Origin of the sequence: Aquitalea sp. ASV15, from assembly GCF_016429115.1 — a bacterium.
Lineage (GTDB): Bacteria > Pseudomonadota > Gammaproteobacteria > Burkholderiales > Chromobacteriaceae > Aquitalea > Aquitalea magnusonii.
In genome coordinates, this window is the sequence record NZ_JAELTZ010000054.1 from 1 (window position 1) to 23,538 (window position 23,538).

19 protein-coding genes are annotated in these 23,538 nt (G+C 58.0%); 8 read left to right on the forward strand and 11 right to left on the reverse strand.

The genetic code is table 11. The annotated features are described in order from the left end of the window. Positions 1 to 201 precede the first annotated feature (201 nt). Positions 202 to 2,400: a TonB-dependent receptor gene (locus tag JHD64_RS17875; RefSeq protein WP_199054700.1), complete on the reverse strand. Its 2,199-nt coding sequence runs from the start codon at positions 2,398 to 2,400 to the stop codon at positions 202 to 204. Between the two features lie 254 nt (positions 2,401 to 2,654). On the opposite strand from JHD64_RS17875, the gene JHD64_RS17880 reads away from it, so the two are divergent. From JHD64_RS17880 to JHD64_RS17890, 3 genes are read left to right on the forward strand one after another with little or no spacing between them, the layout of a single operon-like run. Next, complete coding sequence (locus JHD64_RS17880) at positions 2,655 to 3,767, forward strand: ABC transporter substrate-binding protein (RefSeq protein WP_199054702.1); 1,113 nt, start codon at positions 2,655 to 2,657, stop codon at positions 3,765 to 3,767. Further along, positions 3,764 to 4,798 (forward strand): iron ABC transporter permease, encoded by a 1,035-nt coding sequence (locus JHD64_RS17885; RefSeq protein ID WP_199054704.1) that lies wholly within the window; start codon positions 3,764 to 3,766, stop codon positions 4,796 to 4,798. Before JHD64_RS17880 ends, JHD64_RS17885 begins: the two co-directional genes overlap by 4 nt. 1 nt (position 4,799) lies before the next feature. Continuing rightward, complete coding sequence (locus tag JHD64_RS17890; protein ID WP_199054706.1) at positions 4,800 to 5,576, forward strand: ABC transporter ATP-binding protein; 777 nt, start codon at positions 4,800 to 4,802, stop codon at positions 5,574 to 5,576. A gap of 18 nt (positions 5,577 to 5,594) precedes the next feature. Here the strand turns inward: JHD64_RS17890 and JHD64_RS17895 are convergent, their stop codons facing one another. Beyond that, positions 5,595 to 6,032, reverse strand: coding sequence for a four-helix bundle copper-binding protein (locus JHD64_RS17895; RefSeq protein WP_370540979.1), 438 nt, complete (start codon positions 6,030 to 6,032; stop codon positions 5,595 to 5,597). Positions 6,033 to 6,245: 213 nt separating this feature from the next. Between JHD64_RS17895 and copC the strand changes: the two genes are divergently transcribed. After that, entirely contained in the window at positions 6,246 to 6,611 is a 366-nt protein-coding gene (gene copC, locus JHD64_RS17900; protein WP_199054721.1) for a copper homeostasis periplasmic binding protein CopC, read from the forward strand. Continuing rightward, entirely contained in the window at positions 6,608 to 7,489 is an 882-nt protein-coding gene (gene copD, locus JHD64_RS17905; RefSeq protein WP_199054723.1) for a copper homeostasis membrane protein CopD, read from the forward strand. The genes copC and copD overlap by 4 nt, the downstream gene beginning before the upstream one ends. Positions 7,490 to 7,722: 233 nt before the next feature. On the opposite strand, the gene JHD64_RS17910 is transcribed toward copD, so the two are convergent. From JHD64_RS17910 to JHD64_RS17920, 3 genes are all read right to left on the reverse strand, one after another. After that, positions 7,723 to 8,538 (reverse strand): metal ABC transporter permease, encoded by an 816-nt coding sequence (locus JHD64_RS17910; RefSeq protein WP_199054725.1) that lies wholly within the window; start codon positions 8,536 to 8,538, stop codon positions 7,723 to 7,725. Then, on the reverse strand, positions 8,531 to 9,262 hold the full coding sequence (locus JHD64_RS17915; protein ID WP_370540980.1) for an ATP-binding cassette domain-containing protein: 732 nt from the start codon (positions 9,260 to 9,262) through the stop codon (positions 8,531 to 8,533). The genes JHD64_RS17910 and JHD64_RS17915 overlap by 8 nt, the downstream gene beginning before the upstream one ends. Positions 9,263 to 9,324: 62 nt before the next feature. Beyond that, on the reverse strand, positions 9,325 to 10,200 hold the full coding sequence (locus tag JHD64_RS17920; protein ID WP_199054736.1) for a metal ABC transporter solute-binding protein, Zn/Mn family: 876 nt from the start codon (positions 10,198 to 10,200) through the stop codon (positions 9,325 to 9,327). Between the two features lie 153 nt (positions 10,201 to 10,353). On the opposite strand from JHD64_RS17920, the gene JHD64_RS17925 reads away from it, so the two are divergent. From JHD64_RS17925 to JHD64_RS17935, 3 genes are all read left to right on the forward strand, one after another. After that, entirely contained in the window at positions 10,354 to 11,025 is a 672-nt protein-coding gene (locus JHD64_RS17925; RefSeq protein ID WP_199054738.1) for a DUF1826 domain-containing protein, read from the forward strand. 34 nt (positions 11,026 to 11,059) lie between these two features. After that, positions 11,060 to 12,271 (forward strand): zinc metallochaperone GTPase ZigA, encoded by a 1,212-nt coding sequence (gene zigA / locus JHD64_RS17930; RefSeq protein ID WP_199054740.1) that lies wholly within the window; start codon positions 11,060 to 11,062, stop codon positions 12,269 to 12,271. A gap of 1,006 nt (positions 12,272 to 13,277) precedes the next feature. Then, positions 13,278 to 14,204 carry a transporter gene (locus JHD64_RS17935; RefSeq protein ID WP_199054743.1) on the forward strand — a complete coding sequence of 309 codons (927 nt, stop codon included), beginning with the start codon at positions 13,278 to 13,280 and terminating at the stop codon, positions 14,202 to 14,204. A gap of 92 nt (positions 14,205 to 14,296) precedes the next feature. Here the strand turns inward: JHD64_RS17935 and JHD64_RS17940 are convergent, their stop codons facing one another. The 6 genes from JHD64_RS17940 to JHD64_RS17965 all read right to left on the reverse strand — a co-directional run. After that, the gene (locus tag JHD64_RS17940; protein WP_059287038.1) at positions 14,297 to 15,268 is read right to left on the reverse strand and encodes a helix-turn-helix domain-containing protein; all 972 of its coding nucleotides are present in this window, start codon (positions 15,266 to 15,268) and stop codon (positions 14,297 to 14,299) included. Between the two features lie 175 nt (positions 15,269 to 15,443). Beyond that, positions 15,444 to 17,531, reverse strand: a complete 2,088-nt coding sequence (locus JHD64_RS17945) for a hydantoinase/oxoprolinase family protein (protein ID WP_199054745.1) — start codon at positions 17,529 to 17,531, stop codon at positions 15,444 to 15,446. Next, complete coding sequence (locus JHD64_RS17950) at positions 17,528 to 19,309, reverse strand: hydantoinase B/oxoprolinase family protein (RefSeq protein ID WP_199054747.1); 1,782 nt, start codon at positions 19,307 to 19,309, stop codon at positions 17,528 to 17,530. The genes JHD64_RS17945 and JHD64_RS17950 overlap by 4 nt, the downstream gene beginning before the upstream one ends. 175 nt (positions 19,310 to 19,484) lie before the next feature. Then, positions 19,485 to 20,816: a cytosine permease gene (locus JHD64_RS17955; RefSeq protein ID WP_199054749.1), complete on the reverse strand. Its 1,332-nt coding sequence runs from the start codon at positions 20,814 to 20,816 to the stop codon at positions 19,485 to 19,487. 934 nt (positions 20,817 to 21,750) lie between these two features. Further along, positions 21,751 to 23,001 carry a D-amino acid dehydrogenase gene (locus tag JHD64_RS17960; protein WP_199054751.1) on the reverse strand — a complete coding sequence of 417 codons (1,251 nt, stop codon included), beginning with the start codon at positions 22,999 to 23,001 and terminating at the stop codon, positions 21,751 to 21,753. Between the two features lie 9 nt (positions 23,002 to 23,010). Next, positions 23,011 to 23,538, reverse strand: a 528-nt coding sequence (locus JHD64_RS17965; RefSeq protein ID WP_304506658.1) for an IclR family transcriptional regulator, incomplete at its 5' end; no start/stop codon positions are given.

The window sequence follows — 23,538 nt, forward strand, 5'->3', positions numbered from 1 at the left end:
TGTTAATGTCTCGTGGGCTCGGAGATGTGTATAAGAGACAGATGCAAATGGGCTAGCAAGCCTTGGAGTGCTTGTATTGCGTAATGCAATATAAATCAGTTGGCCGGAATTAAAAATGTGGCAAATTGTCGCAGCCCAAACGACCTGCCGATAAAAAAAAGCCCACCATGCAGGTGGGCTGAATGACTAAACGCAGTCGGCTCAGAACTTGTAGTTGAAGGCGGTATACAGCGAACGGGCTGGCCCCGGCACACCAACACCCCAGGCAATGCTGTTGATACCCATCGTCGCACCCTGGCCGGTATAGGCCCCGCCCAGCGGCAGCGTGTAGAAGCGGTTGAACACATTGTCGATGCCCACGTCTACGCTGAACTGTTTGTTCTCGTAGCGGGTGCGCAGGTTGAACAGGCTGTAGCCGGGAGTCTTGGCTTCGTTGCGCACGGCCGAGACTTCTGTCTTGGCGCGTACGGCCTGCCATTCGGCGGTGCTGGTCCACTGCCCCAGCTTGTTCACCAGCGCCAGCTTGGCGTTGAGCGGCATGATGTTGTACAGATTGTCGCCGGTCGTCAGGTTTTCGCCACGGGTGTAACTCAGCTGCGCGGTGGCATCAAAGCTGCCATAGGCCGTGTTTTTGGCTAGCTGCAGTTTGCCGCTGACATCCACACCGTATAGCTGGGCGTTCTGGTTGACATATTGCAGCACCACATAGCCGGTGGTGGCGGTACTGCTGGCATCGTAACGCCTGGCATCAATGTAGTTTTGCACGTAGCTGTAGTACGGGCTCAGCTTGAACTGCCACGCCTCGCCATCAGCAGCATGCCAGTCAACACTGCTGCTCAGGGTATTGGCCACTTCCGGCTTGAGGTTGGGGTTACCCACATAACCGTTACCATCACCGGCAAAGTTATTCATGATCGACGTCATGCTGTCGGTGGCCCAGGTGTAGCGCTCATACAGATTGGGCGAGCGGGTCTTGCGGGCAAAGGCCAGTTCGTACTGCTCGGTTGCCGACGGGGTGAAGCGGGTCAGCGCCGAGAAGTCGATATTGTTGTCAGTACGGGCGTGGCTCTGGGCATTGAAAGCAGCGGCGTCGCTGTCGTACATGCTGCTGTAGCCGGATACATTGTCGGCATTGGTTTTCACCTGGCTCAGGCGGGTACCGATGATGCTGCGCCATTGCGGGGTCCAGTCCGCCTGCCATTCGGCAAACAGGTCCAGTTTGTCGCGCTTGCCGTTCTTGATGTTCCAGAAGGTTTCCGGCCCCATCATCATGGTGTCCCCTGCGACCGGCGGCCACCAGTCATTCAACTGGTAGCGCTGGAATTCGGTACCCAGCTTCAGCTTGTTGCTGGCATTCAAGGGCAGGTCCAGCGTCAGGCTGCCACCCTGGGTATGGCTGGCGGTATCCATCGGCATGCCGATGTCGCCCATGTAATCCAGCTGTTTGTCATTGCCGAAGTCCATGTGATGGCGCACATACTGGCTGTATAGCCGGGCATCCAGCTCACCCCAGGCAAACTGGCCGTTATAGTGCAGGTTCAGCTGGTTGCTGCTGTTGTCGGTCATGTCCATGCGCTGGTTGGCAAAGCCCTCATACGGGGTGCGCTGTACCCCCACCCTGGCTTCCAGCAGCTGGTAGTTGTCACGCCAGGCCACACCCAGTTCGTGATTTTCAGTTTTGTAGGCGGTGGAGCCCACAGTGTCGCCATCCATCCAGGCGCGACCAGAAGCTGCTGCACCGGCGCTCTTGAAGTTGGCAGCAGCGTCGTAGTTGTTGCTGCGGGCGGTGGAGCCGGTGTAATTGATGCTGACATGGTCGTTGGCCAGGGTGGCGCTGGCATTGGCACCACGGGCATCGCCATTGCTACGATAGAAGGCCCCTACTTCTCCGCTCTGCAAGATCTGGCCCGACTCGGCAAACTGCGGCGCAGCCGACTTGGCCACAATCACCCCGCCAATATTGTCGCCACCGGCACTGACCGGGGCTGCGCCGTTATACACCTGTACGCTTTCCACCTTGCTGGCATCCATATACGAAAGCGGCGAGTTCATGTGATTGGGACAGGAGGCAATCAGGCTGGCGCCATCGGTCTTGACCAGCAGGCGGTCGTCGGCCAGGCCGCGCAGTACCGGCAAGCCGGAGAAGCCACCGGCTGCATGCAGGTTCAGGCCGGGGATGTCTTGCAGCAGCTGGGCGCTGTCGCTGCTGCGCGCTGCCTGGCCAGCCAGTTGTGCCTGATTGAGGGTGCTGCCATTGGCCTGGTTGTCCGGCCGGGTGCCGTGAACCACCACCTCCGGCATTTGCTGTACTTCAGTGCTGTCGGCGGCATAGGCCAGTTGACCAAGGGCGGACAGGGCAAGGGTGACGGCCACGACGGCAGGTTTGGTCTGGTAATGCATGTTGTTTCCCAAGTGAGCAACGGATAATCAGCCGGGCCGGTCAAACTGGTGATTGCCAACCCTGTTATGCCAATCAGGCCCAGGCATGCTTGCCGAACGCAGTTCGGCGGCCTGGCCTGCCAATCTTGCGAGCTTACAAGCTTGCCAAGGCAAAGCGCTGTGACATATTGCCGCACCATGCTGCGACAATTTGCCGCAGCCACCCATCCCGCCCTTTCCTTAAAATGAGGGCCTTGTCACTCCATGACCAAAGAATGATGACCAGCCGTCGCACCGCCATCCTTGCCCTGTGCCTGTCCAGCCTGCTGGCCCTGCCCGCCTTTGCCAAACCGCTCACCATCAGTGATGCGCTCAATCGCAAGGTGGTGGTGGATGTACCCGCCAAACGGGTAGTGCTGGGTTTCAATTTCGAGGACTTCACCGCCATCGCCGGTACCGAGGGCTGGAAACACGTGGTAGGCATCAGCAAAAACCCCTGGGCTGGCTGGCGCCCGGCCAACTGGGCGCTTTATCAGCAGGTGATTCCGTCACTCAAAACCATGCCGGACGTGGGTTATAGCGAGGACAACACCTTTAGCGCCGAAAAGGTGATTGCGCTGAAGCCGGATGTGCTTATCCTGCCGGAGGGCAGCTTCAAGGTGCTGGGCACGGCGGTACAGCAAATCACCCAGGCCGGTATTCCCATTGTGGTGATCGACTACAACGCCCAGACGCTGGAGCGGCACCTGGCCAGCACCCGCGCCATTGGTGCGGTGACGGGCAGCAATATCCGTGCAGAGGAACTGGCGCAGCAATACCAGCGCAAATACCGTGACATCCTGCGCCGCGTGGCACTGGCCAAGGCCAGCAGCAAGCCAAAGGTATATGTGGAGCTGGGCCGCGACGGCGCAGACACGGTGGGCAATACCTACCGCGACACCATGTGGGGCAAGCTGCTGGACACCCTGGGCGCAGACAATCTGGCCAATGGCCGCATTGCCGCCAACTGGGGGCCATTGAACCCGGAAGCCGTGCTGGCAGCACAGCCGGACTACATCTTCATTGCCGGTTCGTCCTGGGTAAACCGCCCCAAGGCGGTCAAACTCGGATACAACCATAACGCTGCCGACGCCCGCGCCAGCCTGCAAGCCTATCTGGGCCGACCGGGCTGGAGCAGCCTGCCAGCCGTGCGCCAGCAGCATGTGTATGCCATCGAGCACGGCTTGTGCCGCAGCCTGAACGACTACACCGCCATGGCCTTTATCGCCAAGCAGCTCTACCCGGCCCAGTTTGCCGATGTCGACCCGCTGGCCGAATTGCGCCAGTACCACCAGCGTTATCTGCCGGTTGCCTATAGCGGTAGCTGGTTGCTGTCTCTCAAGCCATGAGCACACTGACTCTCGCGCTGACTGGCCGCTGGCAGTCCCGGCTTGGCCGCAGCGGCTTGCTGCTGCTGGCCGCCCTGTTGCTGGTTGGCAGTTTGCTGCTGGACATTGCCAGCGGCCCGGCACAGCTGAGCATTGCCCAGGTGCTGCACAGCCTGCTGCAGGGCGAAGGGGGAGATGGCGTCATCGTGTGGCAAATCCGCCTGCCGGTGGCGCTGATGGCGCTGGCGGTGGGTGCGGCGCTGGGGGTGTCCGGACTGGTCATGCAGACCGTGCTGCACAATCCGCTGGCCAGCAGCTATACGCTGGGCATTTCCGCCGGGGCCGGTTTTGGTGCGGCGCTATTCATTGTGGCGGGCAGCAGCCTGGGGCTGGCCGAAACCTGGGGCCTGCCGCTGTGCGCGCTGGGTTTTGCCTTTGTCGCCGGCAGTGCGGTATTGCTGATCGGCCGTCACCGTGGTGGCAATGCCGAATCCTATGTACTGGCGGGCATTGCCTTGTTATTCCTGTTTCAGGCGCTACTGTCCTTGCTGCAATACCTGGCCGCACCGGATGCCCTGGCGCAGATCGTGTTCTGGCTGTTTGGCAGCCTGTACAAAAGCGGCTGGCATGCGGTGGGACTGATGTGGCTTACCCTGCTGCTGGCCTGTGGCGTGCTGGCGCGCGACGCCTGGCGCTTTACCGCGCTGAGCCTGTCGGATGAACGCGCCGCCAGCCTGGGCATTGCGGTAAGCCGCCTGCGCTGGCGCGCACTGGCCCTGGTGTCCTTGCTCACCGGCGTGGCCGTGGCCTTTGTCGGCACCATCGGTTTTGTCGGGCTGATTGCCCCGCACATGGCGCGCATGCTGCTGGGGGAGGACCACCGGCTGTTGATTCCCGGTGCGGCGCTGTCGGGTGCCTTGTTGCTGTCGCTGGCTTCGGTGCTGGGCAAATGGCTGTCGCCCGGCGGGCTCATTCCCATCGGCATTGTGACGGCGCTGATCGGCCTGCCCTTCTTCCTGCTGCTGATCTTGCGTAGCAAAGGCGGGCAATAAGATGCTGCAACTCGCACAGCTGTCAGTACGCCTGGCCGGACAAACCGTGCTGCATGGGCTGAACCTTGGCAGCGGCCCGCAAGGCAGCATCACCTGCCTGCTGGGGCCCAATGGCTGCGGCAAATCCACCCTGCTGCGTACCCTGGCCGGGCAACTGGCTTACAGCGGCAGCATCCGGCATGCCAGTCAGCCCGACTGGCAACACCGTCACGGCACCCTGCCGGCCAGTGTGGCCTGGCTGCCGCAGGACTGCGGTAGCCAAAGCCGCCTGAGTGCAGTGGAAGTGGTGCTGCTAGGCAAGGTGCAAAGCCTGGGCTGGCGCGTGCCGGCACAGCTGCAGCAGCAAGCGCGGCAGCAACTGGCGCAGCTGGGCTTGTCCGCTGTGGCGCAACAGCCGCTGTGCCAACTGAGCGGCGGGCAGCGCCAGATGGTGTTTCTGGCACAGGCATTGCTGCGTGAACCGTCCATCCTGCTGCTGGACGAACCCATCAGCGCGCTGGACCTGCAACACCAGCAGCAAGTACTGGCGCTGATTGAGCAGCAAACCCGCCAGCGCAATATGCTGACCATCATGGTGCTGCATGACCTGAATGCCGCCCGGCGTTACAGCCAGCATTGCTGGCTGCTGCAACAGGGGCGCGTGCTGGCGGCTGGGGCAACGGCAGAAGTAATGACCCCGGCCTTGCTCAGTCAGCTATACGACACGCCCCTCTCCAGCATCACCGCCGATGACGGCTTTGCACTGTTTTACCATGGTCGGCAGGCCCTGCCCGCCTGAGGGCCGTGGCCTGCAGGCTCAGGCCGCAAATGCCCTGCACTGCTTGATGCACTCCGCGCAGGACTCCATGCAGGCGCGGCACGGGGCATGCATGCTGCTGTGCTGTTTGCAGGCTTTTTCACATACGGTACAGGCTTCCAGCGCCACCCTGGCCATGGCCGGCAACAAGGCCGAATCCTGTGCCGCCAGGCTTTGCAAGGCAGTACAGCACGCCAGCATCTGGTTGACGGCCTTGGAACAATCAGCCATCGAATCATCACCATTGCCCAGCAAAAACAGGCAATGGGCCAGACAGTGCTGGCCATTCAGCACACAGTGGCTTGCTGCCTCTGCCAGCGCAGCCGTCTTGCTGACAGGTACGCTCGTCCCGGGCATGCTCTCCGCCCGGCCCACCGTGCTCAATGCTGCTAGCGTAAAGGCACCAACTGCGCCAATGGCTTCACGACGGTCCATCATTCCTCCAATCAATATTTCAGGACATAGGGTTTCAATGCTACGCCAGATCATGCAATCTGCGCACAAAATCAAATGGCAATGCGCCGGAAAGCTGACCGCCAACCAGCCCTGAACACCGGATGGCAGGCAGTGTGCTGCTAGCTGGGCGTGCAGCCTGTGCTGGCCCGGATCGCTTTTTTATAATCTATCTTTTCCACACCAACAGGAGTTCCCATGCTGCGTTTTATCCGTTTTGCCCTGCTGATCATCACCGCCAGCCTGTTCACCAGCACGGCAGCCTGGGCCCATGCCCATCTGAAAGCAGCCGAGCCGGCCGCCAACAGCGTAGTCAGCAGCCCTGCCAGCCTGAACCTGACATTTTCCGAAGCACTTGATGTGAAATTCAGCGGCATCAAGCTGATTAACGCCAGCAAGCAGGACATCGCTCTGGGTGAAGCCACGCTGAGCAATGGCGGCAAGACACTGGTGGTGAAACCGGCCCAGCCCTTGCCGGCAGGAAGCTACCAGGTGGAATGGCATGCCTTGTCCGTGGATGGCCACAAGACCAACGGCACGTATAGCTTCAGCGTAGGCAAGTGAACTCGGCTGATTACTTGTTATGGCTGTGCCGCTGGCTGACAGACGGTGCCGCCATGTACCTGTTCGGCACGGCCCTGTTTCTGCTCAGTCTGGCGCCAGGCGGGCTGGGCAGCCGGCTCTGGCATGCCTTTCAGCCAAGGCTTGGCGGGATTCGCTGGCTCATCCTGCTCGCCACCTTGTGTGCGCTACCCTTGCACAACGCCATCCTTGCCGACAGCTGGGCAGACAGCTGGCAGATCAGCAGCCTGGTCATGCTGGCCGGTGAATCCACTATCGGTCGGGCCTGGTGCTGGCAGTTGGCAGCTGCCTTGCTGCTGGTGCTGTCCGGCCATGCCGGACAAAGGGCTGGTGCTGCGCCAGTGACGGCAATCCTTGCCGCCGCATTATTGGCCAGCCTGACGCTCACTGGCCACGCGGCAATGCATGACGGCTGGCTCGGCGTTGTCCATCAACTCAACGACCTGCTGCATTTACTCGCTGCGGCAGCTTGGCTGGGTGCCCTGCCGCTGGTATTGCAACTGATGCGGCAAACCGGGCCATGGCGGCAGCCTGCCATGCAGGCGCTGATCCGCTTTTCCACGGCGGGTCATGTGCTTGTTGCAGTCGTCATCCTCACCGGCATGGGCAATTTCTATCTGATCAACGGCAGTTTGCTGGCCGATGGTTTTTCCGCGTATACCATCCTGCTGGGCTTAAAACTGCTGGCCGTGTTCGGCATGGTGCTGCTGGCCTTGTTCAACCGCTACTATCTTGTTCCGCGCATGCGCGACAAGCGCAGCACCATTCCCTGCTTCATCCGCGCCGTTAACATGCAAATTGCCCTGTGCCTGCTTGCTTTGGCATTGCTAGCCTGTCTGGGCACGCTGGATCCGCACTGAAATTCCGTATCCGGCAAGCATGCCATCAGCTTGCCACCAGACTTGGTGCAGCAGCCATCGCCGGCACACCTTCAGGGGCAAGGAAACTGCATATTGGCTGTTATCAAAACACAGGGAAGGAAAAACCAGGGCGCCGCCGCCGGTCAGGCAAGTCCTGACCGGGGCAGCCTGATACGGCTGCCCGGCGGCTGTCCGGGGCTCAAGAGCCAGCCCCGTGACAAAATCCGCTGGACTCAGGCGGCGGATGCCAAGGGGCGGCGGTTGCGCTGCATGCGCAGCACGGTCACCGCCAGATAAGCACTGCTACTGAGCGCGGTAATCCAGAAGCTGGTAGGCCAATCCGTATAGAAAGCCAGGGTAATGCCCAGCCATGCTTCGGCCAGTGCCAGCAGCGCTGCCAGCAGCACCCCGGTACCCAGGTGTGAAGTCAGCTTTTGCGCGGTTGCCGCAGGCCCCACCATCAGCGTGAATACCAGCAAGACGCCAACAATCTGGATACATTCCGCCGTGGTCAAGGCAACAATGGCCAGAAACAGCATGGACACCTGCCGCAGGGAAACGCCCTTGGCCTCGGCCAGCTCGGGTTGCAGACTGGCAAAGACCAGCGGGCGGGCCATGATGGCCAGCAACAGCAGGCAAGCCATGCCAAGCCATGCCAATGTCCATAGCGTGTCGGTATTCACCCCGAGGACGTTGCCAAACAGCAAGGCAGTGGCTTGTGTGGCATAGGCAGTAAAGAAATGTAGAAACAGCATGCCCAGGCCCAGGGCCAGTGACAGGATGGTGCCAATCACAATATCACTGCCCTGCAGGCGCTCACCCAGCGCCCCCATGGAAACACCGCCAAGCAAGGTAACCCAGATCAGCCCCCACATGGGCGACAGGCCAAGCAGCGCTGCGCCGGTTGCACCGGCAAAGCCGACGTGTGACAAGGCATGGCCGGCAAAGGTCTGCCCGCGCATGACCAGAAAGAACCCCACTACCCCGGCCAGCACGGACACCAGGCCACCGGCGATGAAGGCGTTCTGCATGAAGTCGAATTCAAGCATGGTGGCAGTGCTCCTCTTTTTCCACTTCAACATCACCGGCCATCACGAAAATGCGGTTTTTCATGCGTATCACATCAATATTGGACCCATACAGCCGCGATAACACCGGCTTGGTAATGACCTCGTCCACCTTGCCCAGCGCCGCCTGACCCCGCCCCAGATACAAGACCTGGTCGATGGCACCAAGCAGCGGATTGAGCTCATGCGCGCTGAAGATCACGGTAATGCCCAGCTCTTGCTGTACCTGTTTCACCAGCGTCACCACCCCATGCTGGTGGTGCGGGTCCAGACTGATCAGGGGTTCATCCAGCAATAGCAGACGTGGCCGGCCCAGCAAGGCTTGCGCCAGCAACAGCCGCTGCCGTTCGCCTCCTGAGGTTTCCATGAGGGGGCGCCGTGCCAGCTCGGTGGCCCCCACCATGTCGAGCGCCCAGTGCACTTCCTGGCGCGCGGCGCGGCTCAGGATGGGCAGCCCCCAGCGATGGCCATTGCAGGCACTGGCGACAAAGTCCCAGCCACGCAGCCGCATATTGCCGGCCAGACTGCGCAGCTGCGGGATATACCCTACCGCAGCATTGCCGCGCGAGGCTGGCTCGCCCAGTACGCGGATGCTGCCGCCAGCGGGCCGTATCAGGCCGAGTACCGTGCGCATCAGCGTGGTCTTGCCCGCCCCGTTGGGGCCGAGCATGCCAATAAACAGCCCCTGGCCAATCTCCAGACTCACGTCCGACAAGACCGCTCTTCCCGCGAAAGAAACGGTCACCTGTTGTAAGGAAAGTGCGCTCATCACTTGCCGGAGGACAAAGCCTGATTCAGCGCGTTCAGCTGGCCGAGCATCCAGTCCTGATAGTGCTTGCCAGTTGGCGCGGTTTCGGTAACGCCCACCACCGGAACCTTGGATTCCTTGGCAATCTTCTGCACACGCTTGGCCGACTGGTCCGAAGCCTGGCTGTTGTAGAACAGCACTTTTACCTTGTGGGTTTTCAGGTCGTTTTCGAAGGCGGCAACATCACTGGCACTGGGCTCGGTGTTGTTCATGACGGCCAGCTGGAATTTTTCATTACGCATCTTGAAGCCAAGCGCGCTGGCCATATAGCCGAAGACAGGCTCGGTGGCGGTTACCGGCGTACCTGCGTATTTGTCATGAATCGACTTTACCTTGCTGTTGATTGCCTGTAGCGAATCCAGGAAGTGCTTCAGGTTCTGTTGGTATTCGGCCTTGTTGGACGGATCAGCAGCCTCAAGCTCCACCGCAATCGCTTTCGCCACCAGCGGCATGGTGGCCGGGTCGTACCACAGGTGCGGGTTATCGCCGGTTTTTTTCTGCATCAATTGACCGGCAACGATTTCCTTGCGGCCGGCAGCTTTGGCAGCGGACAACAGCTTGGCCATCCACGGGTCGTAATCGATGCCGTTATACACCACCAGCCGGGCGGCACTCAGGGCCTTGGCAGTAGAGGCACTGGCTTCGAACAGGTGCGGGTCCTGATCCGGATTGCTCAGGATGCTGGTGACGTGCACATGCTTGCCGCCAACTTGTTGGGCAACATCGCCATAAAAATTTTCACCAGCCACGATGTTGATCGGCTGAGTGGCTGCCTGGGCAAGCAGCGGTGCGCAGGCCAGGGCCAGGAGTGAAACAAGGCGGGTGATGCGATTCATGGTTATTCTCACTTTCCGGTGTTATGTTATAACGCTTTGGCGATTTTATGTAATGATATAACATTGTGCAAACTATTTTTACGCCCACCTCCCCGCCTAGCAGAACATGAAAGCCGCTGGCGGCGGGCAGCGCGATAACAAGGACACCCGACGATGACTGTCGCCCTCAACCCAGCGCCTTGCGCGACACCACCTACAAGCTCACTGCACGAAGCAAGCCGACTGACCGATCTGCTGCACATTTTCGACGAAGACATACAGCTTTGCCTGTATCCGCGCAGCCCGATAGAACCCATCACCCGCTACTTTGCCGCCGCACGCGAGCAGGGTGTGCTCGGGCTGGGATTCCGACTGGTGGCCACCCCGGGCCAGGTGCTGGATATTCCGGGCCTGGCCGCCCTGCCCGGACGTGACGCCCTACTGCAGGACATGGCCTATCTGCTTGATATGTATGCCGAGTTGATTGGCTGTCCGCAGGTTGGCATGCGTCTTGAAGTGCTCGACCGCGCCATGTGCCCGCGCTTTCATGTCGACCGGACAGGTGTGCGCATGCTGTGCACCTACTACGGCCAGGGTACCGAATGGCTAAGCGAGGAAGCCGCAAACCGCAGCAAGCTCGGCCGCCTGGCCCAGGGCATGCCGGACGAAACCTCCGGGCTGATCCGCAACCCGGCGGCCATCCGGCAGGCAGCGCCCTTTGCCCTGCTCCTGCTCAAGGGAACGCAATGGCAGGGCAATGATGGCCGTGGCGCGATTCATCGCTCCCCAGCACCGGACCCGCTGCAGCCATGCCGCGTGCTACTGGCGCTGGACGCCATCTGGTAGCCAGCCACCCAATTTGAACTCCCAAGGAACAACCATGCAAAAACTCCCTGTCACCGTGCTGTCCGGCTTTCTTGGCGCCGGCAAAACCACCCTGCTCAATCACATCCTCAACAACCGTGAAGGCAAGCGGGTTGCCGTCATCGTCAACGACATGTCGGAAGTCAATATCGACGCCCGCCTGGTGCGCGAGGGTGGTGCCGCCTTGTCACGTGCCGAAGAAAAACTGGTCGAGATGAGCAATGGCTGCATTTGCTGCACCTTGCGCGAAGACCTGTTGCTTGAAATTGACCGACTGGCACGCACTGGCCGTTTTGACTACCTCTTGATCGAATCAACAGGCATTGCCGAACCGTTGCCCGTGGCAGAAACCTTCACCTTCCGCGATGACGACGGGGCAAGCCTGTCGGACATTGCCCAGTTGGACACCATGGTGACGGTGGTCGATGCCCACAATTTTTTGCGCGATTACAGTTGCCGTGACCAACTGACAGACCGTGGTGAAAGCCTGGGCGAAGCAGATGATCGCGCTGTGGTGGACTTGCTGGTTGAGCAAGTGGAATTTTGTGACGTGATCGTGCTGAACAAAACCGACCTGGTCAGCCCGCAAGAGCTGGACCGCCTCGACAGCATTCTGCGCTCGCTCAATCCGCACGCCGACATCGTGCGCAGTGCGTTTGGCACAGTACCCCTCACGCGCGTGCTCAATACCGGTCGCTTCGACTTCGACAAGGCAGCGGAAGCCGCCGGATGGCTGAGCGAGTTGCGCGGCGAGCATGTACCGGAGAGCGAAGAATACGGCATCAGCAGTTTCGTCTACCGTGCCCGTCGGCCCTTTCACCCGCAGCGCCTGTGGGACTGGTTTGCCTGCCAATGGCCGGGGGTGATACGTTCGAAAGGCTATTTCTGGTTGGCCAACCGGCCGGACTTTGCCGGCAGTTGGTCTCAGGCGGGTGCCATCTCACGCCATGCCTGTGCCGGACTGTGGTGGGCGGCGGTCGCCAGGGAGGACTGGCCGGACGACCCGGAAAGTGTGGCAATGATCGAGGCGCGTTGGGCAGCACCCTGGGGCGACCGCCAGCAGGAACTGGTGCTGATCGGCATGAAGATGGACCAAGCCGCACTGATTGCCGGGTTTGATGCCTGCCTGATGACCGATGCAGAACTGGCTAGCGGCGAGCAAGGCTGGTGCGGCCTGGCTGATCCTTTCCCCAGCTGGGCGTTAAATCCGGAAGAAAGCGCTGCCTAAGGCAAAGCCGCACATGCCTGTTGTGTTCTCCAAACCTTCAGGCTGTTGGAGCCATCTTCCGCCTGATGCAGGAAGGACCACCAAGACCGAATTGCCGTCACGACACCCTGCCTTCACACAGGGTGATCTCATTTAAAGGTACTGGACGAACACAGAGAGCCAGGACTTGCCCTCCCCCATCACAGGAAAAGGTAGCAGCAAGGAATCGTTAGATTTTTGCCCACCAGTGCCAAAAAAAGCGCAAATAGTGCCAAAAACCCTGCAAATTAGCGGTGACAATAAAAGTGCAAATGAGTGCCAAAACGGCCGCACAGTTACATTTACACACCAAGATCATCCAAAGTTGTAGCAGGACAGCAAGCACTCAATGGCATACTGGATGGCATACTGAAAATTGTAGAAAACAAAAAAGCCCTGAATAATCAGGGCTTTAATGTAGATATCTGGTGGAGAGGGGGGGATTCCGAATTTAATCAAAAAAACCCTTATTTTCTTGGCACTTTTCGTACATCTACACATTAGAACAATGATCTTTGTGTAGAAGTGATTTTTTTATTGTAGTAGATGTATTCACGCTTCGTAAAATTATTTAGATATAGTGGTATAGGTAAGATAAAAAGACCGAACCAAATTTTTTTGACCGACTCGTTATCGGCCTTAGCGGTCACTGGGATGAATCTTGCGAAACGTCAGCAATCAATTGCTAGCTGCCCGTGGCGTTACACACCTGCTTTCCACAGTAGCTTGGGCCCGCACTTCGACCCTCTTGGTACACCCAAAATAATCTGGGCACAACGGCGGGTACGTAAACAGACAGTAGGGTACATGGAGGCCATGTCGCACCAGCATATGTAACAATCCAGCCATTCAGGCGTAATCATTTTTTCATTCACTTTCATCCTATATCACTGAATTCATTGAACTTACCCTCAATTTGCCAATACCGGCACTCCCTGCGGATCGTGACCGCAAGAGATCGATGGCATCAAAAACATGGATAAGGACAATGAACAAGATGAAGATGAAAACGATGACAACAGCACTGCTGACTCTGGCGATAACAGGAGCCGTGCTTCATGAGCATGCCGGCGCACAGGAGTTGTGGGACCCTCACCTGCGGGGCATCAACGAGGGCTTTGCCGCCGGAGCCCTGCCGCCCGAAGGGGTCTATGGCGTACTGAACAACTACTGGGCCTCTTTTGATGTTTATGATCACAATGGCCAGAAAACCGGCAGCAAGGTCGATGCCTTGATCGAGGTGCCGATTGTACTTTGGTCTACCGGCGTGAAAGTGCTGGGCGCAGACTATGCTGTCGCCCTGGCCCAACCCTTCGACTACACCACGCTGACAGGCAATGGCATACCCTCGAATGGCCGCTGGGGAACATTCAATACTATCCTGGTGCCAGGGCAACTCTCATGGACATTACCCAATGACTGGCATGTAAAAGCCGGGCTTAATGTCTACCTGCCGGATGGCAGCTCCTCCCCCAACCGCCTGCCGCAAGGTACGTTTGTCGGGGCCGCAAATGGATTCTGGACATTGCAGCCCACGCTGGCAGTCAGCTGGCTGCACGATGGCTGGAATCTCAGCGCGGATGCCTCTTGGGCTTATAACTTCACCAACCCGGACACCCATTACAAATCAGGCCAGCAATTAGCCATCGACTATACCGCCGCAAAAACCGTAGGCCGTTGGACATTCGGCCTAGGGGCTCATCAGGAAAACCAGATCAGTGATGACAGTGGCAGCGGTGCAGCAGCCTGTGCTAACAAGGGCGGCTGTCGTGCCAGCAACTACGGCATAGGCCCGCTACTTGGCTATCAGTTCAACGAGGTAAGTGTCATGGCCATCTACAACCACGGCTTCAAGACACGCAGTGATACCGGTGGCGATTTCCTTAACCTTCGCCTGGTCTTCCCGTTCAAGTAGCCCAAATAGAAACAAGCCCGGACCGGCAGGTCGGGCTTGTTGCCATGAGAACAGATTCTGCCATGCGTCGTACAGGCAGATAACACCTTCCGTCAGGTTTCTTGTGTCGAAGTACCCGAGCGAATGGAGCGCTTGAGTTCACCCGGTGTGCAACCATATTTTTGCTTGAACACCCGCGAAAAGTGCGACTGATCAGTAAAACCCCACTGATAAGCCAGCACCGACAATGGTTGGCGCAACGAAGCACCCATCATGGACTGATAGGCATTATCCAGCCGCTGATCGCGCAACCACTGGGAAAAAGTCTGCCCGGTATCCTTGAATAGAGAATGCAGGTAACGGGTAGAAATATGGCACGCTCCGGCAATGGTTTCCGTACTGAGTCCCGGGTCACCAAGATGAAGGCGCACATAATCCTCAATACGACGCAGATGAGCGGCGCGCACGACAGATTCGGATGACGTGAGCAAACGACCATCCCCTTCCAGAGCCGTACACAGCAGTTCGGTCAATTGCTTGCCCACCATGGCCAGCTCGCTCCCCCCCAGACTATCGAGTTGGGCGGTAATCAGTTGCACATAATTGACAAACAGATTACCCACACCCGTTTGGGCATCAAATCGCATGGCACAGTAACGATCTGGTGAGCGCAGTCGATTCCGTAGATGACGACCTGGAACTTTAAGCACCCACAGGGTGTTGTCACGGTGATAGTCAAACTGATAGGGCTCATTGCTGTGTTCCAGCAAGAAACAGCCCGGCGCACACTCCACCTGTCGCCCCATCTGGCTGAAATGAATGCTGTCCTGACAAGGGATGGTAACCAGAAAGTATTCGTCCATCTGGTAGTGCAAATGTGACTTCAGCCGCTGATAGGAAGTGGGGCTGGAGCAGAGCCGGGACAACGAGAGGTCACCCAGCTGCCACAGGCGAAGATCGCCATCAAAATGGCTTTTGTCGAGAAACTTCAACTGCAACTCAAAATAGCTCTGACCAATGATGTCCTGCCACTGCTGGTAACGCTCCAGCGGCTTCACCGCTTGCGTGGAAAAATGTACCGTCATTGTTTTCTCCTCTTGACCACCCCGGGCTGCTTTCGCCCCATGCCGCCATTTGTTGTTATGCGGAAGGTTTGCTGATCCGTGACTTACATGATTGATGGAATGGTTCCTGTAGGCAATGTGAATCTTCGGCCAACGTGAAGCAATTCCCCACGTCGGCCATGTATCAACGGGCTAATCAGACCGCGTGCCAACGGGTCAGATGATAGGTGCCGCTTTCATGCAAGCTGGCCTGCCAGCCCGGACGCAATACCACGGTGGTAGTGGCCTCCTCGATAACAGCCGGGCCGACAATGCGACATCCAGCTGCCAGCCGCTCACCTGCATAGACTGGCGTTTCTACCCAGCGCGCGCTGTCATCGAACAGCATGGGCCGGAATCCGTCATGTGCATCTTCCACAGCATCCGGATTATGGGGAAGTGATGGCAACTGCGGCTTGCTGACCAGACCGCTCACCGTGCACTCCAGATTAACCAGCTCTACCGGGTTTTGTGGCTCGGCATAGGTGAACAAGGCCTCATGCCGCTGATGGAAGGCTGCCAGCACCGTAGCCAGAGTGCCCTCTTGCAATGGCGTGCCGGGCAATTCCACCGTGCATTCGTGGATCTGTCCTACATAGCGCATCTCCACACTGCGACGAATATGGATCTGCTCCGGCTCAAACCCATCCAGCATCAGATTGTGTCGGCCCCGAGCCTCCATTTCGGCAAACCTAGCCTCCAGCTCCTCCAAAGCGCAGCCAGGCAACAGACGCATCGGCATGCTGGCCAGATAGTTGTATTTGACATCGGATATCACCTGCCCGAAAGCACAAAGGCAAGAAGCAAACTTGGGCACAAGCACCTGCTGCGCCCCCAGCTCCTCCGCCAGCGCCGTGATATGCATGCCGGTAGCCCCACCCGCGCAGATCAGCGCAAAGTCACGCGGGTCGTAACCCTGCTCAATGGAAATACGACGGATACCATTGGCCATGTTCAGATTGACCAGCGTACTGATGCCATAGGCAGCACGCTCAATACTGATTCCCAGCGGTTCAGCTACCTGGCTGGCAATAGCCTGCTGGGCCCGTGGCAAGTCCAACCGTATGCTCCCCCCCAGCACTGCATCCGGCTTGAGATACCCCAGCAACAAGTTGGCATCGGTGACTGTCGGCTGGTCACCACCCTTGCCATAGCAAGCAGGTCCAGGATTGGCACCCGCACTATGCGGGCCAACCTCCAGCATGCCGAAATCATTCAGCCGGGCAATGGACCCGCCCCCAGCGCCCAGGGTTTCCACATGTATCATGGGGACGCCAATGCGCTGTCGCAGGAAGTCGATATCACGATTCAGATTGGTTTGCCCGCCCTTGGCCAAGGTAATGTCAAATGACGTCCCCCCCATATCCACGGTAATGACGTTGTCGATACCAAACGGGCCAGCCAGATACAAACCCGCTTGAGGCGCTGAAGCCGGGCCCGAGTTGATGGCATTGACCGCACGTTCTTTCATGACGTTACCAATGGCCAGCCCACCATTGGACTGGTAGTAACGCACAGGACTACGAGCACCCAAGCTACGGAAGTATTCGTCAATACGATTTACATACCGCCCCATCACCGGACTGAGATAGGCATTGACCACGGTGGTGGAAGTACGCGTGTATTCCCGGATCTGCGGGTAAACTTCGCTGCCGCTGCACACGAACACCCCCGGCAGATGCTGCTCGACCAACGCCTTGACCCGCTGCTCATGAGCCGCATTACTGACCGACCACAGCAGCGAGATGGCAACACTTTCCACTTTCTGCTCACGGAAATAATCAATGGCGGCCAACACGGCCTCCTCGTCCAGTGGTGCATACTCGCTCCCATCGGCCAGAATGCGACCTGCAACCGGGCGGCGCAAATGGCGCGGTACCAATTGTGGTGCCGACGGGTAGCTGGCATCGTAACGGTAGCCTTCTTCTTTATGACCAAGCCGGATTTCAATGCTGTCCTCATGCCCGGCACTACAAATCAGCCCTACCTTGACCCCCTTCAGTTCGATCAGGGCATTCAATGCCACAGTCGTGCCATTGATGCACAGGTCACAGTTGCTGACGATGTCACTGACCGAGCGGTCCAGCGCCTCTGACATCTGCGCCAGACCAGCCGCGATGGCACGGGTGCCATCCTCCGGCGTCGAAGGACTCTTGAACAAGCGGATCGTGCCATCCTGTTCTACCAGCACAAAATCAGTAAAGGTACCGCCAGCATCCACACCCAGGCGAAATTGGTTTTTCATGCCTTATCTCCCTGCCGGTTCATCTCGCATCGGCAGCGTTCGCTTGCCTCTCTATCCACACTCAGGTCTGACTTGAGCACCACACCATATTCCAGTTGTGCGGCTTCGGCCGACACCAGACCGTTTTTCACGTCGTCGCACACCTCATCCAGCGGGCGCTGCCACGGCAAACCATAGCCACCTCCCCCAGGATTGACGTTGCGGGCGCGCTGTCCAGGGCGGATATGAGTGATCACATTCTGGCGATGCACTGTGCTTTTCCCGTCAGCCATTATTTCGAGACGGCCCAGTTTGCGCTCCCGCAAGCGGTCCTGCGCGCCAGCCGCCCCCATGGTGCCAATCTGCCGTCCCTCACCAAAGGAAATCACCGTCATTTCATGCCCAATCGGCTCCACCTCCCACACCGTGCCACTCCCTCCCCGGAAGCGACCGGCACCCGCACTGTCGGTGAGCAAGCCATAGCGATGGATGATAATCGGGTAGGCATACTCCAGTAGCTCGACATCACCTGAACTCAAAGCACCAAAGCAACACAAGGGGCCACAAGCGTGCCAACCGTCCATATGGCGGGTCGCCCCTGCGCCAGAAATAATGGAGGCCAGCACCATGGTGACGTATTGCTCACCGGTAATCGGGTTGATGCCGGCGATATTGATCCCGCTGGCATGTCCCCATGACGCTGTAACCCGCTCGGGTGCAGCCGCTTCAAAGGCCATCCGTACTGCATCGGTGAGCGTTTCCATCGGTGTCGTGGTGCAGTTGACGTGGGGAGCCGGCTCGGTGGCATTACACAGCGTGCCGGGTTTACCCAGGTCCACTGTCACACAGCGATACAGACCTTCGTTGTAGGGCGGTGGCACCTGGGCAAACATCATCAGGCCCAGGTAAATGCCGGACATGGAGTTGCCCGCATAAGAGTTGATGAAATACGGCAGCTGCGGCGGGCTTTCGATGGCAATGTGGACTGTGTCATCACGGACGGTAATGTCGGCCTGAATAGTCAGCTCACCATAACCGTGACCAGCGTCTTCCAATACAGCCTTACCTTGGTAATGCCCATCGGGTATGGAACGGATCAGTGAACGCATATGACGATCAGCCATATCTTTCAGTTCGGCAATCGCGGCCCGTACCGTTTCCACACCGTACTTATCCAGCAAAGCCAGAACATTGCGTTCGCCCACACGGCATGCGCCGTACTGCGCATTCAGATCCCCCTCCTGATCACGACGGGCACGCATATTGCACATCAGCAAATTGACCACATCATCACGACGGCGGCCACGATCCCACAGTTTTACCGGAGGAATACGTAGACCTTCGGCATAAATTTCCCGTGCATCCGGGTTATAACCAGCAGGCACCGGACCACCTATATCCGTTAGATGGCCCTTGCAAACCGTCCAGAACACCAGCTCACCCTGGTAGAACACCGGCTTGTACATACAGCAATCCAGAATATGGCTGCCCTGATAGGCCGGGTCATTGTGGTAAAGAACATCACCTTCGTGGATGTCATCCCCGAAATAGCCGGCTACCGCTTTCATGGCCGGTATGAGTGATCCCAGATGAATAGGGATGTCCTGCCCTTGCAATACCATTTCCGGCAAGTGATCGAATAAGGCATTGCTGTAGTCATGTGCCAGATTGAAAACACTGGAACGCCCGGTTTTCTCCAGGGTCAGCGTCATCTCTCGCTGTGCCGTCTCAAGGGCGCCCCGGACCACGGCCAGCGTGATCGGGTCCACTCCTGAAGGGTTGGGGTGACGTTGGGTCACGTTGCTCTCCTTTGTTATGCCGGTGTTACCGGTATGTTGCTAAGTTAAGAGCAGCGGCCATCCCACGCTTGTATGGATGTGCAGAAAGAATGGTTCAGGTGTGAACGGTTACCACAATGAAAAAAACGCCCGACAAAGATCGGGCGCAAGGGAGGAGTTATCACATGTCCACAACTCAGGCTGTCGCATTACTGGCCATCCTCTGGCGCTGCAACAAACCGTAAAAACCAAATGAAACCAGCGCACTGCATGGTGCCGACCACTGCGCCATGAACGGCCCTGCCTGCATCAATGCGATGCCCAGCCCTGCGGCAACAAACCAGGCAGTCACACCCTCACGACGTACCATGGGCACATCATCACCCCAGGCATTGTCATCAGGCAGAAACAGGATATGAGCCAGTGCCACACCCACCCAAGCCACCACAAAAATGCCCTGGTAGGCCAGCGCCTGCAGAATGAAACTGAACACATTGGTCAACATCAGCAGATAGACCACAGCCCCGACAACAACCCCCCATGCAATCTTCGGCAAACGGACTCCCAGGGCCCGCTCGAAAAAACCCTGCATATTGATGGTAGCCAGATAGAAGTTAGCCGTGTTGATACGAGTCTGGCTGACCCAGACAAAAGCCAAGCCTACAAAACCCATCAGCTTGAGCAATGCCAGCACCACGGAGACTTCGCTTAGTGAACCATTCCCAGGGATGCTGTTCGCCAGAAAAATGCCGATGGCACCATTGATGACAAAAGTAAAAACATAAAAAGGTAAGCCGAAGGTTAGCCGCGCATGGTATTGGCTGTCCTCTTCCCGGCCAAAGCGTGCGTAGTCCCAGGTGTACATCATCAGTATCCACACCCCCATGAAGTAGCAAAAGCAACTCCACCAGCCACTGACAGGCGCGCCGCCGGCAGGGACCACGGCCAGCCAGGCAGGGCTATAACCGAAGTCATGCAAGGTCAAGCCTACCGCCGCAACCAGTCCCAACAAGTAGAACGGCAGCAACACACCGTTGAGCTTGTCCAGCCAGCGCTGCACACTGCCAAACACCAAGGGCACGCTGTAGGCCACCACCAGCAGATAGGCCTGATGCAAGGACAGCACAGGGAAATAAGACTGGATAGCCACCGCAATGACCGAACCTTCAAATACGGCGTAATAGATGGCGGTTGCGAAAAAAATCAACGTCGCCAGCGGTGCACCGGAGCGGCCAAACAAGGTTTGTGAAAAAAGCGAAACTGACAGACCAGTACGAATGGCATGCCGGGTGATGATCCCGTTGATGACGGAATAACTGATCGCCGACAAACCGAGTCCGATCAGAGTATTTACCGACCCATAATTCAGCGCCAAGGTGGCGGAAACCACAATCCAGAACATGGCACTACACACTGACCACCACGCCATGGTCAGGCCAAAACGCGGCATTCTGGCACCTGCCGGTACCGGACTGCGGGTGAAATCGTCATCCACACCCTCCTCTGAGGGCATCTGCAAGCTAGCCATTTGTCTCTCCTGTTGTTCTCCATGCCTGCCACATCGGTCATCCCGGGCAGTGAAACCAAATCGTAGGAAAGTGAGCCATTTACAGATAGGACAAAACTGCATGAAAACAGGTACAGGTCAGCACATGTTCTTGGTGCGCAGGGATGAGCTTCATGGGTTGAATTGTGTGCAGTCCATGACGAGAGGAAGCGGAGGAAAGGTTTGGTATTACAGCGGTTGCCTGATACTGCAGGTGATGAATTTGCCTAGTAAGCTAGGGGGAGGGTTGGATAATCAGCCTTCAGGCTGTAAGGGGGGCAGATCTGATGGCAGCTTGATTGTTGCGGCCGGAATGGGTATCTGATCACCAAGCTTCCGATAGCCAAGCTCATTTCTACGCTGCTTCAAACCAAGCTTAATGTTGGTGGTGCCTGTCAGAAAAAATATCACAGCAGTACCGAATGCCCTGTTAAGAGGCGAATGGCCATGACTGAGCATGTCCGGAATTTTGTGTAAAGCAGTCTCTCCTCACTCACTTGTCGAAAAGTCGTTTCAGCCGACAAACTGACAGTCCTTCAGCCTGGCCGGCGGCTGTTCGGCCAAAGCAGTCCTTCTACTGCTTGCTAGGCAACGGCTGGTTTACACAGAATTCCAGACAGGCCCTGGCTTGGCGTAATACAAGGTCAAAGAGGCACTTGATAGTGAGAGAGAACTGGATGGCCGCACTGGAGGAAGTTGGCTACCACCCACGCATATCGGTAGCAGGAATCTGCAAATTCATGTCTTTGTCTAGACGATGAAGCAACTGCCCTCGCTGCTTGAAGTACTTGTTATCGGCCTGCCGGTGGCTTGGTACTTGAGAAGCAGGGAGCATACTTATTATCACCCTACCGAACAGATGAAATCCCTGATTTGTGTAACAAAGCCCCTCCTGACTTCGATCTACATGCAAGACTCACAATGAGACAAAGGGAAAGTCCAGTGCGGGCCTGCGTCCGTCAATGAGATCGCTCAGCACAGCGGCAGAGCCACATGCCAATGTCCAACCCAGGGTTCCGTGACCGGTATTAAGCCATAAGTTGTCAAAACCCATGCGACCGATCAGCGGTACGGCCGAAGGCGTGACGGGCCGCAGCCCGGTCCAGAAAGTTGGTGGCCCGGCTTCGTTCAGTTGCGGAAACAGGGCCTTGCTCCTTCGTACCAGCAAGTCGCAGCGCACAGGATTGAGCGTCGTGTCGAAACCCGTCAGCTCAGCCGTTCCTGCCACGCGCAAACGCTGGCCAAAACGGGAAAATACAATCTTGTACTCATCGTCGATCAGGCTGACCTGTGGCGCGATGCTGTCGGCGGTCAGCTCGAAAGTGGCCGAGTAGCCCTTGACCGGATAAACCGGCAGGTTGATGCCATGCGGATGCAGCAGCGCCGGAGTATGGCTCCCTAGTGCCAGCACAAAAGCATCCGCCACATGATGCACACCATCTTCGGTAATGATGGCAGTCACCCTGCCCTGCCGTTGCTCAAGCCGGGCCACCGTTTGCCCATACAACAGATGCACACCGGCCAGGCGGCATTGCGCTGCCAGTTGCCGGGTAAAGCTGTGAGCATCGCCCGACTCATCCTGTTCAGCATAATCCCCGCCCAGCAAACGGGATGCCATCGCTTGTAAGGCTGGCTCCAGTCGCAAGCATTCCTCAGCATCAACCGCATGGCGCAGCCCGCCAAAGCCGCTTTGCAGACTGGCGGCCTGCAAGCCGGCCCGGTATACCTCCGGATCGGTATAGATATGCAAGATGCCGCGCTGCAAGCGGTCATAGGCCAACACATCACCCAGTTGCTGATTCAGCTGCTGCAGACATGCCCGGCTATGCAGGGCCAACTGGATGATGGCACGGCAATTACGGGCATGGCGCTGCATGCTGCATTCGCGCAAGAACTGCCAGCACCAGCGCCACAAGGCAGGATCGCGTCGCAGGCGCAGCAATAAGGGCGCGTCCTCCTGTCCCAGCCAGCGCAACACTTTCCAGGGCGTGGACGGGCTGGCCCATGGTTCTGCATGGGAGACGGAAATCTGTCCGCCATTGGCAAAGCTGGTTTCCAGCGCGGCATCCGGCTGTCGATCAATCACGCTGACTTCGTGTCCTTGACGCGCCAGATACCAGGCGGTACTGATGCCAACCACGCCAGCGCCCATCACCATGATTTTCATGTTTCGCTCTCAGGAAAAATCACCCCAGGCTGCCGCAAAGGCAGTTGATCTGCCGGCCATCTGCACGGCGGCAGCCTGCTCCTCGATACGTGCTAGCGCCGCTGCCGCCCTTTGCAAGGCAGGCAATAACGACAAGGCTTTCTCCGCCGTCAGCCGCATCACCGGTGCCTGAATGGCTATGCCGGTATTCGACTTGCCACCGGCCACCGGCACCAGCACCGCAAGGCAGAACAATCCCGGCAGAAACTCTTCGTCATCACACGCATAACCGTCACGCTTCACCCGCTCCAGCTCTCCTTCCAGCGCCGCCAGATCCGTCAGCGTATGTTCCGTATAACGGGTCAGCTGCACATGCTCCAGCAGGCGGCGGCGCTGACTCGGGCTCATCTGTGCCAGAAACAGCTTGCCACTGGCCGAACAATGTGCTGGCACGCGAGAGCCAGGATGCAGGTAAAAACGCAATGGGGCCGGCGTTTCCACCCGGTCCAGATACAGGACTTCGCTGCCTGACAGTGCCGTGATATTGCAGCTTTCTCC

What these genes read in the sequence shown, in the direction of transcription:
- JHD64_RS17875 (WP_199054700.1), bottom strand. Translation starts at nt 2,400, where the DNA reads ATGCATTACCAGACCAAACCTGCCGTCGTGGCCGTCACCCTTGCCCTG.
- JHD64_RS17880 (WP_199054702.1), top strand. Translation starts at nt 2,655, where the DNA reads ATGATGACCAGCCGTCGCACCGCCATCCTTGCCCTGTGCCTGTCCAGC.
- JHD64_RS17885 (WP_199054704.1), top strand. Translation starts at nt 3,764, where the DNA reads ATGAGCACACTGACTCTCGCGCTGACTGGCCGCTGGCAGTCCCGGCTT.
- JHD64_RS17890 (WP_199054706.1), top strand. Translation starts at nt 4,800, where the DNA reads ATGCTGCAACTCGCACAGCTGTCAGTACGCCTGGCCGGACAAACCGTG.
- JHD64_RS17895 (WP_370540979.1), bottom strand. Translation starts at nt 6,032, where the DNA reads ATGATGGACCGTCGTGAAGCCATTGGCGCAGTTGGTGCCTTTACGCTA.
- copC (WP_199054721.1), top strand. Translation starts at nt 6,246, where the DNA reads ATGCTGCGTTTTATCCGTTTTGCCCTGCTGATCATCACCGCCAGCCTG.
- JHD64_RS17910 (WP_199054725.1), bottom strand. Translation starts at nt 8,538, where the DNA reads ATGCTTGAATTCGACTTCATGCAGAACGCCTTCATCGCCGGTGGCCTG.
- JHD64_RS17920 (WP_199054736.1), bottom strand. Translation starts at nt 10,200, where the DNA reads ATGAATCGCATCACCCGCCTTGTTTCACTCCTGGCCCTGGCCTGCGCA.
- JHD64_RS17925 (WP_199054738.1), top strand. Translation starts at nt 10,354, where the DNA reads ATGACTGTCGCCCTCAACCCAGCGCCTTGCGCGACACCACCTACAAGC.
- zigA (WP_199054740.1), top strand. Translation starts at nt 11,060, where the DNA reads ATGCAAAAACTCCCTGTCACCGTGCTGTCCGGCTTTCTTGGCGCCGGC.
- JHD64_RS17935 (WP_199054743.1), top strand. Translation starts at nt 13,278, where the DNA reads ATGAACAAGATGAAGATGAAAACGATGACAACAGCACTGCTGACTCTG.
- JHD64_RS17940 (WP_059287038.1), bottom strand. Translation starts at nt 15,268, where the DNA reads ATGACGGTACATTTTTCCACGCAAGCGGTGAAGCCGCTGGAGCGTTAC.
- JHD64_RS17945 (WP_199054745.1), bottom strand. Translation starts at nt 17,531, where the DNA reads ATGAAAAACCAATTTCGCCTGGGTGTGGATGCTGGCGGTACCTTTACT.
- JHD64_RS17955 (WP_199054749.1), bottom strand. Translation starts at nt 20,816, where the DNA reads ATGGCTAGCTTGCAGATGCCCTCAGAGGAGGGTGTGGATGACGATTTC.
- JHD64_RS17960 (WP_199054751.1), bottom strand. Translation starts at nt 23,001, where the DNA reads ATGAAAATCATGGTGATGGGCGCTGGCGTGGTTGGCATCAGTACCGCC.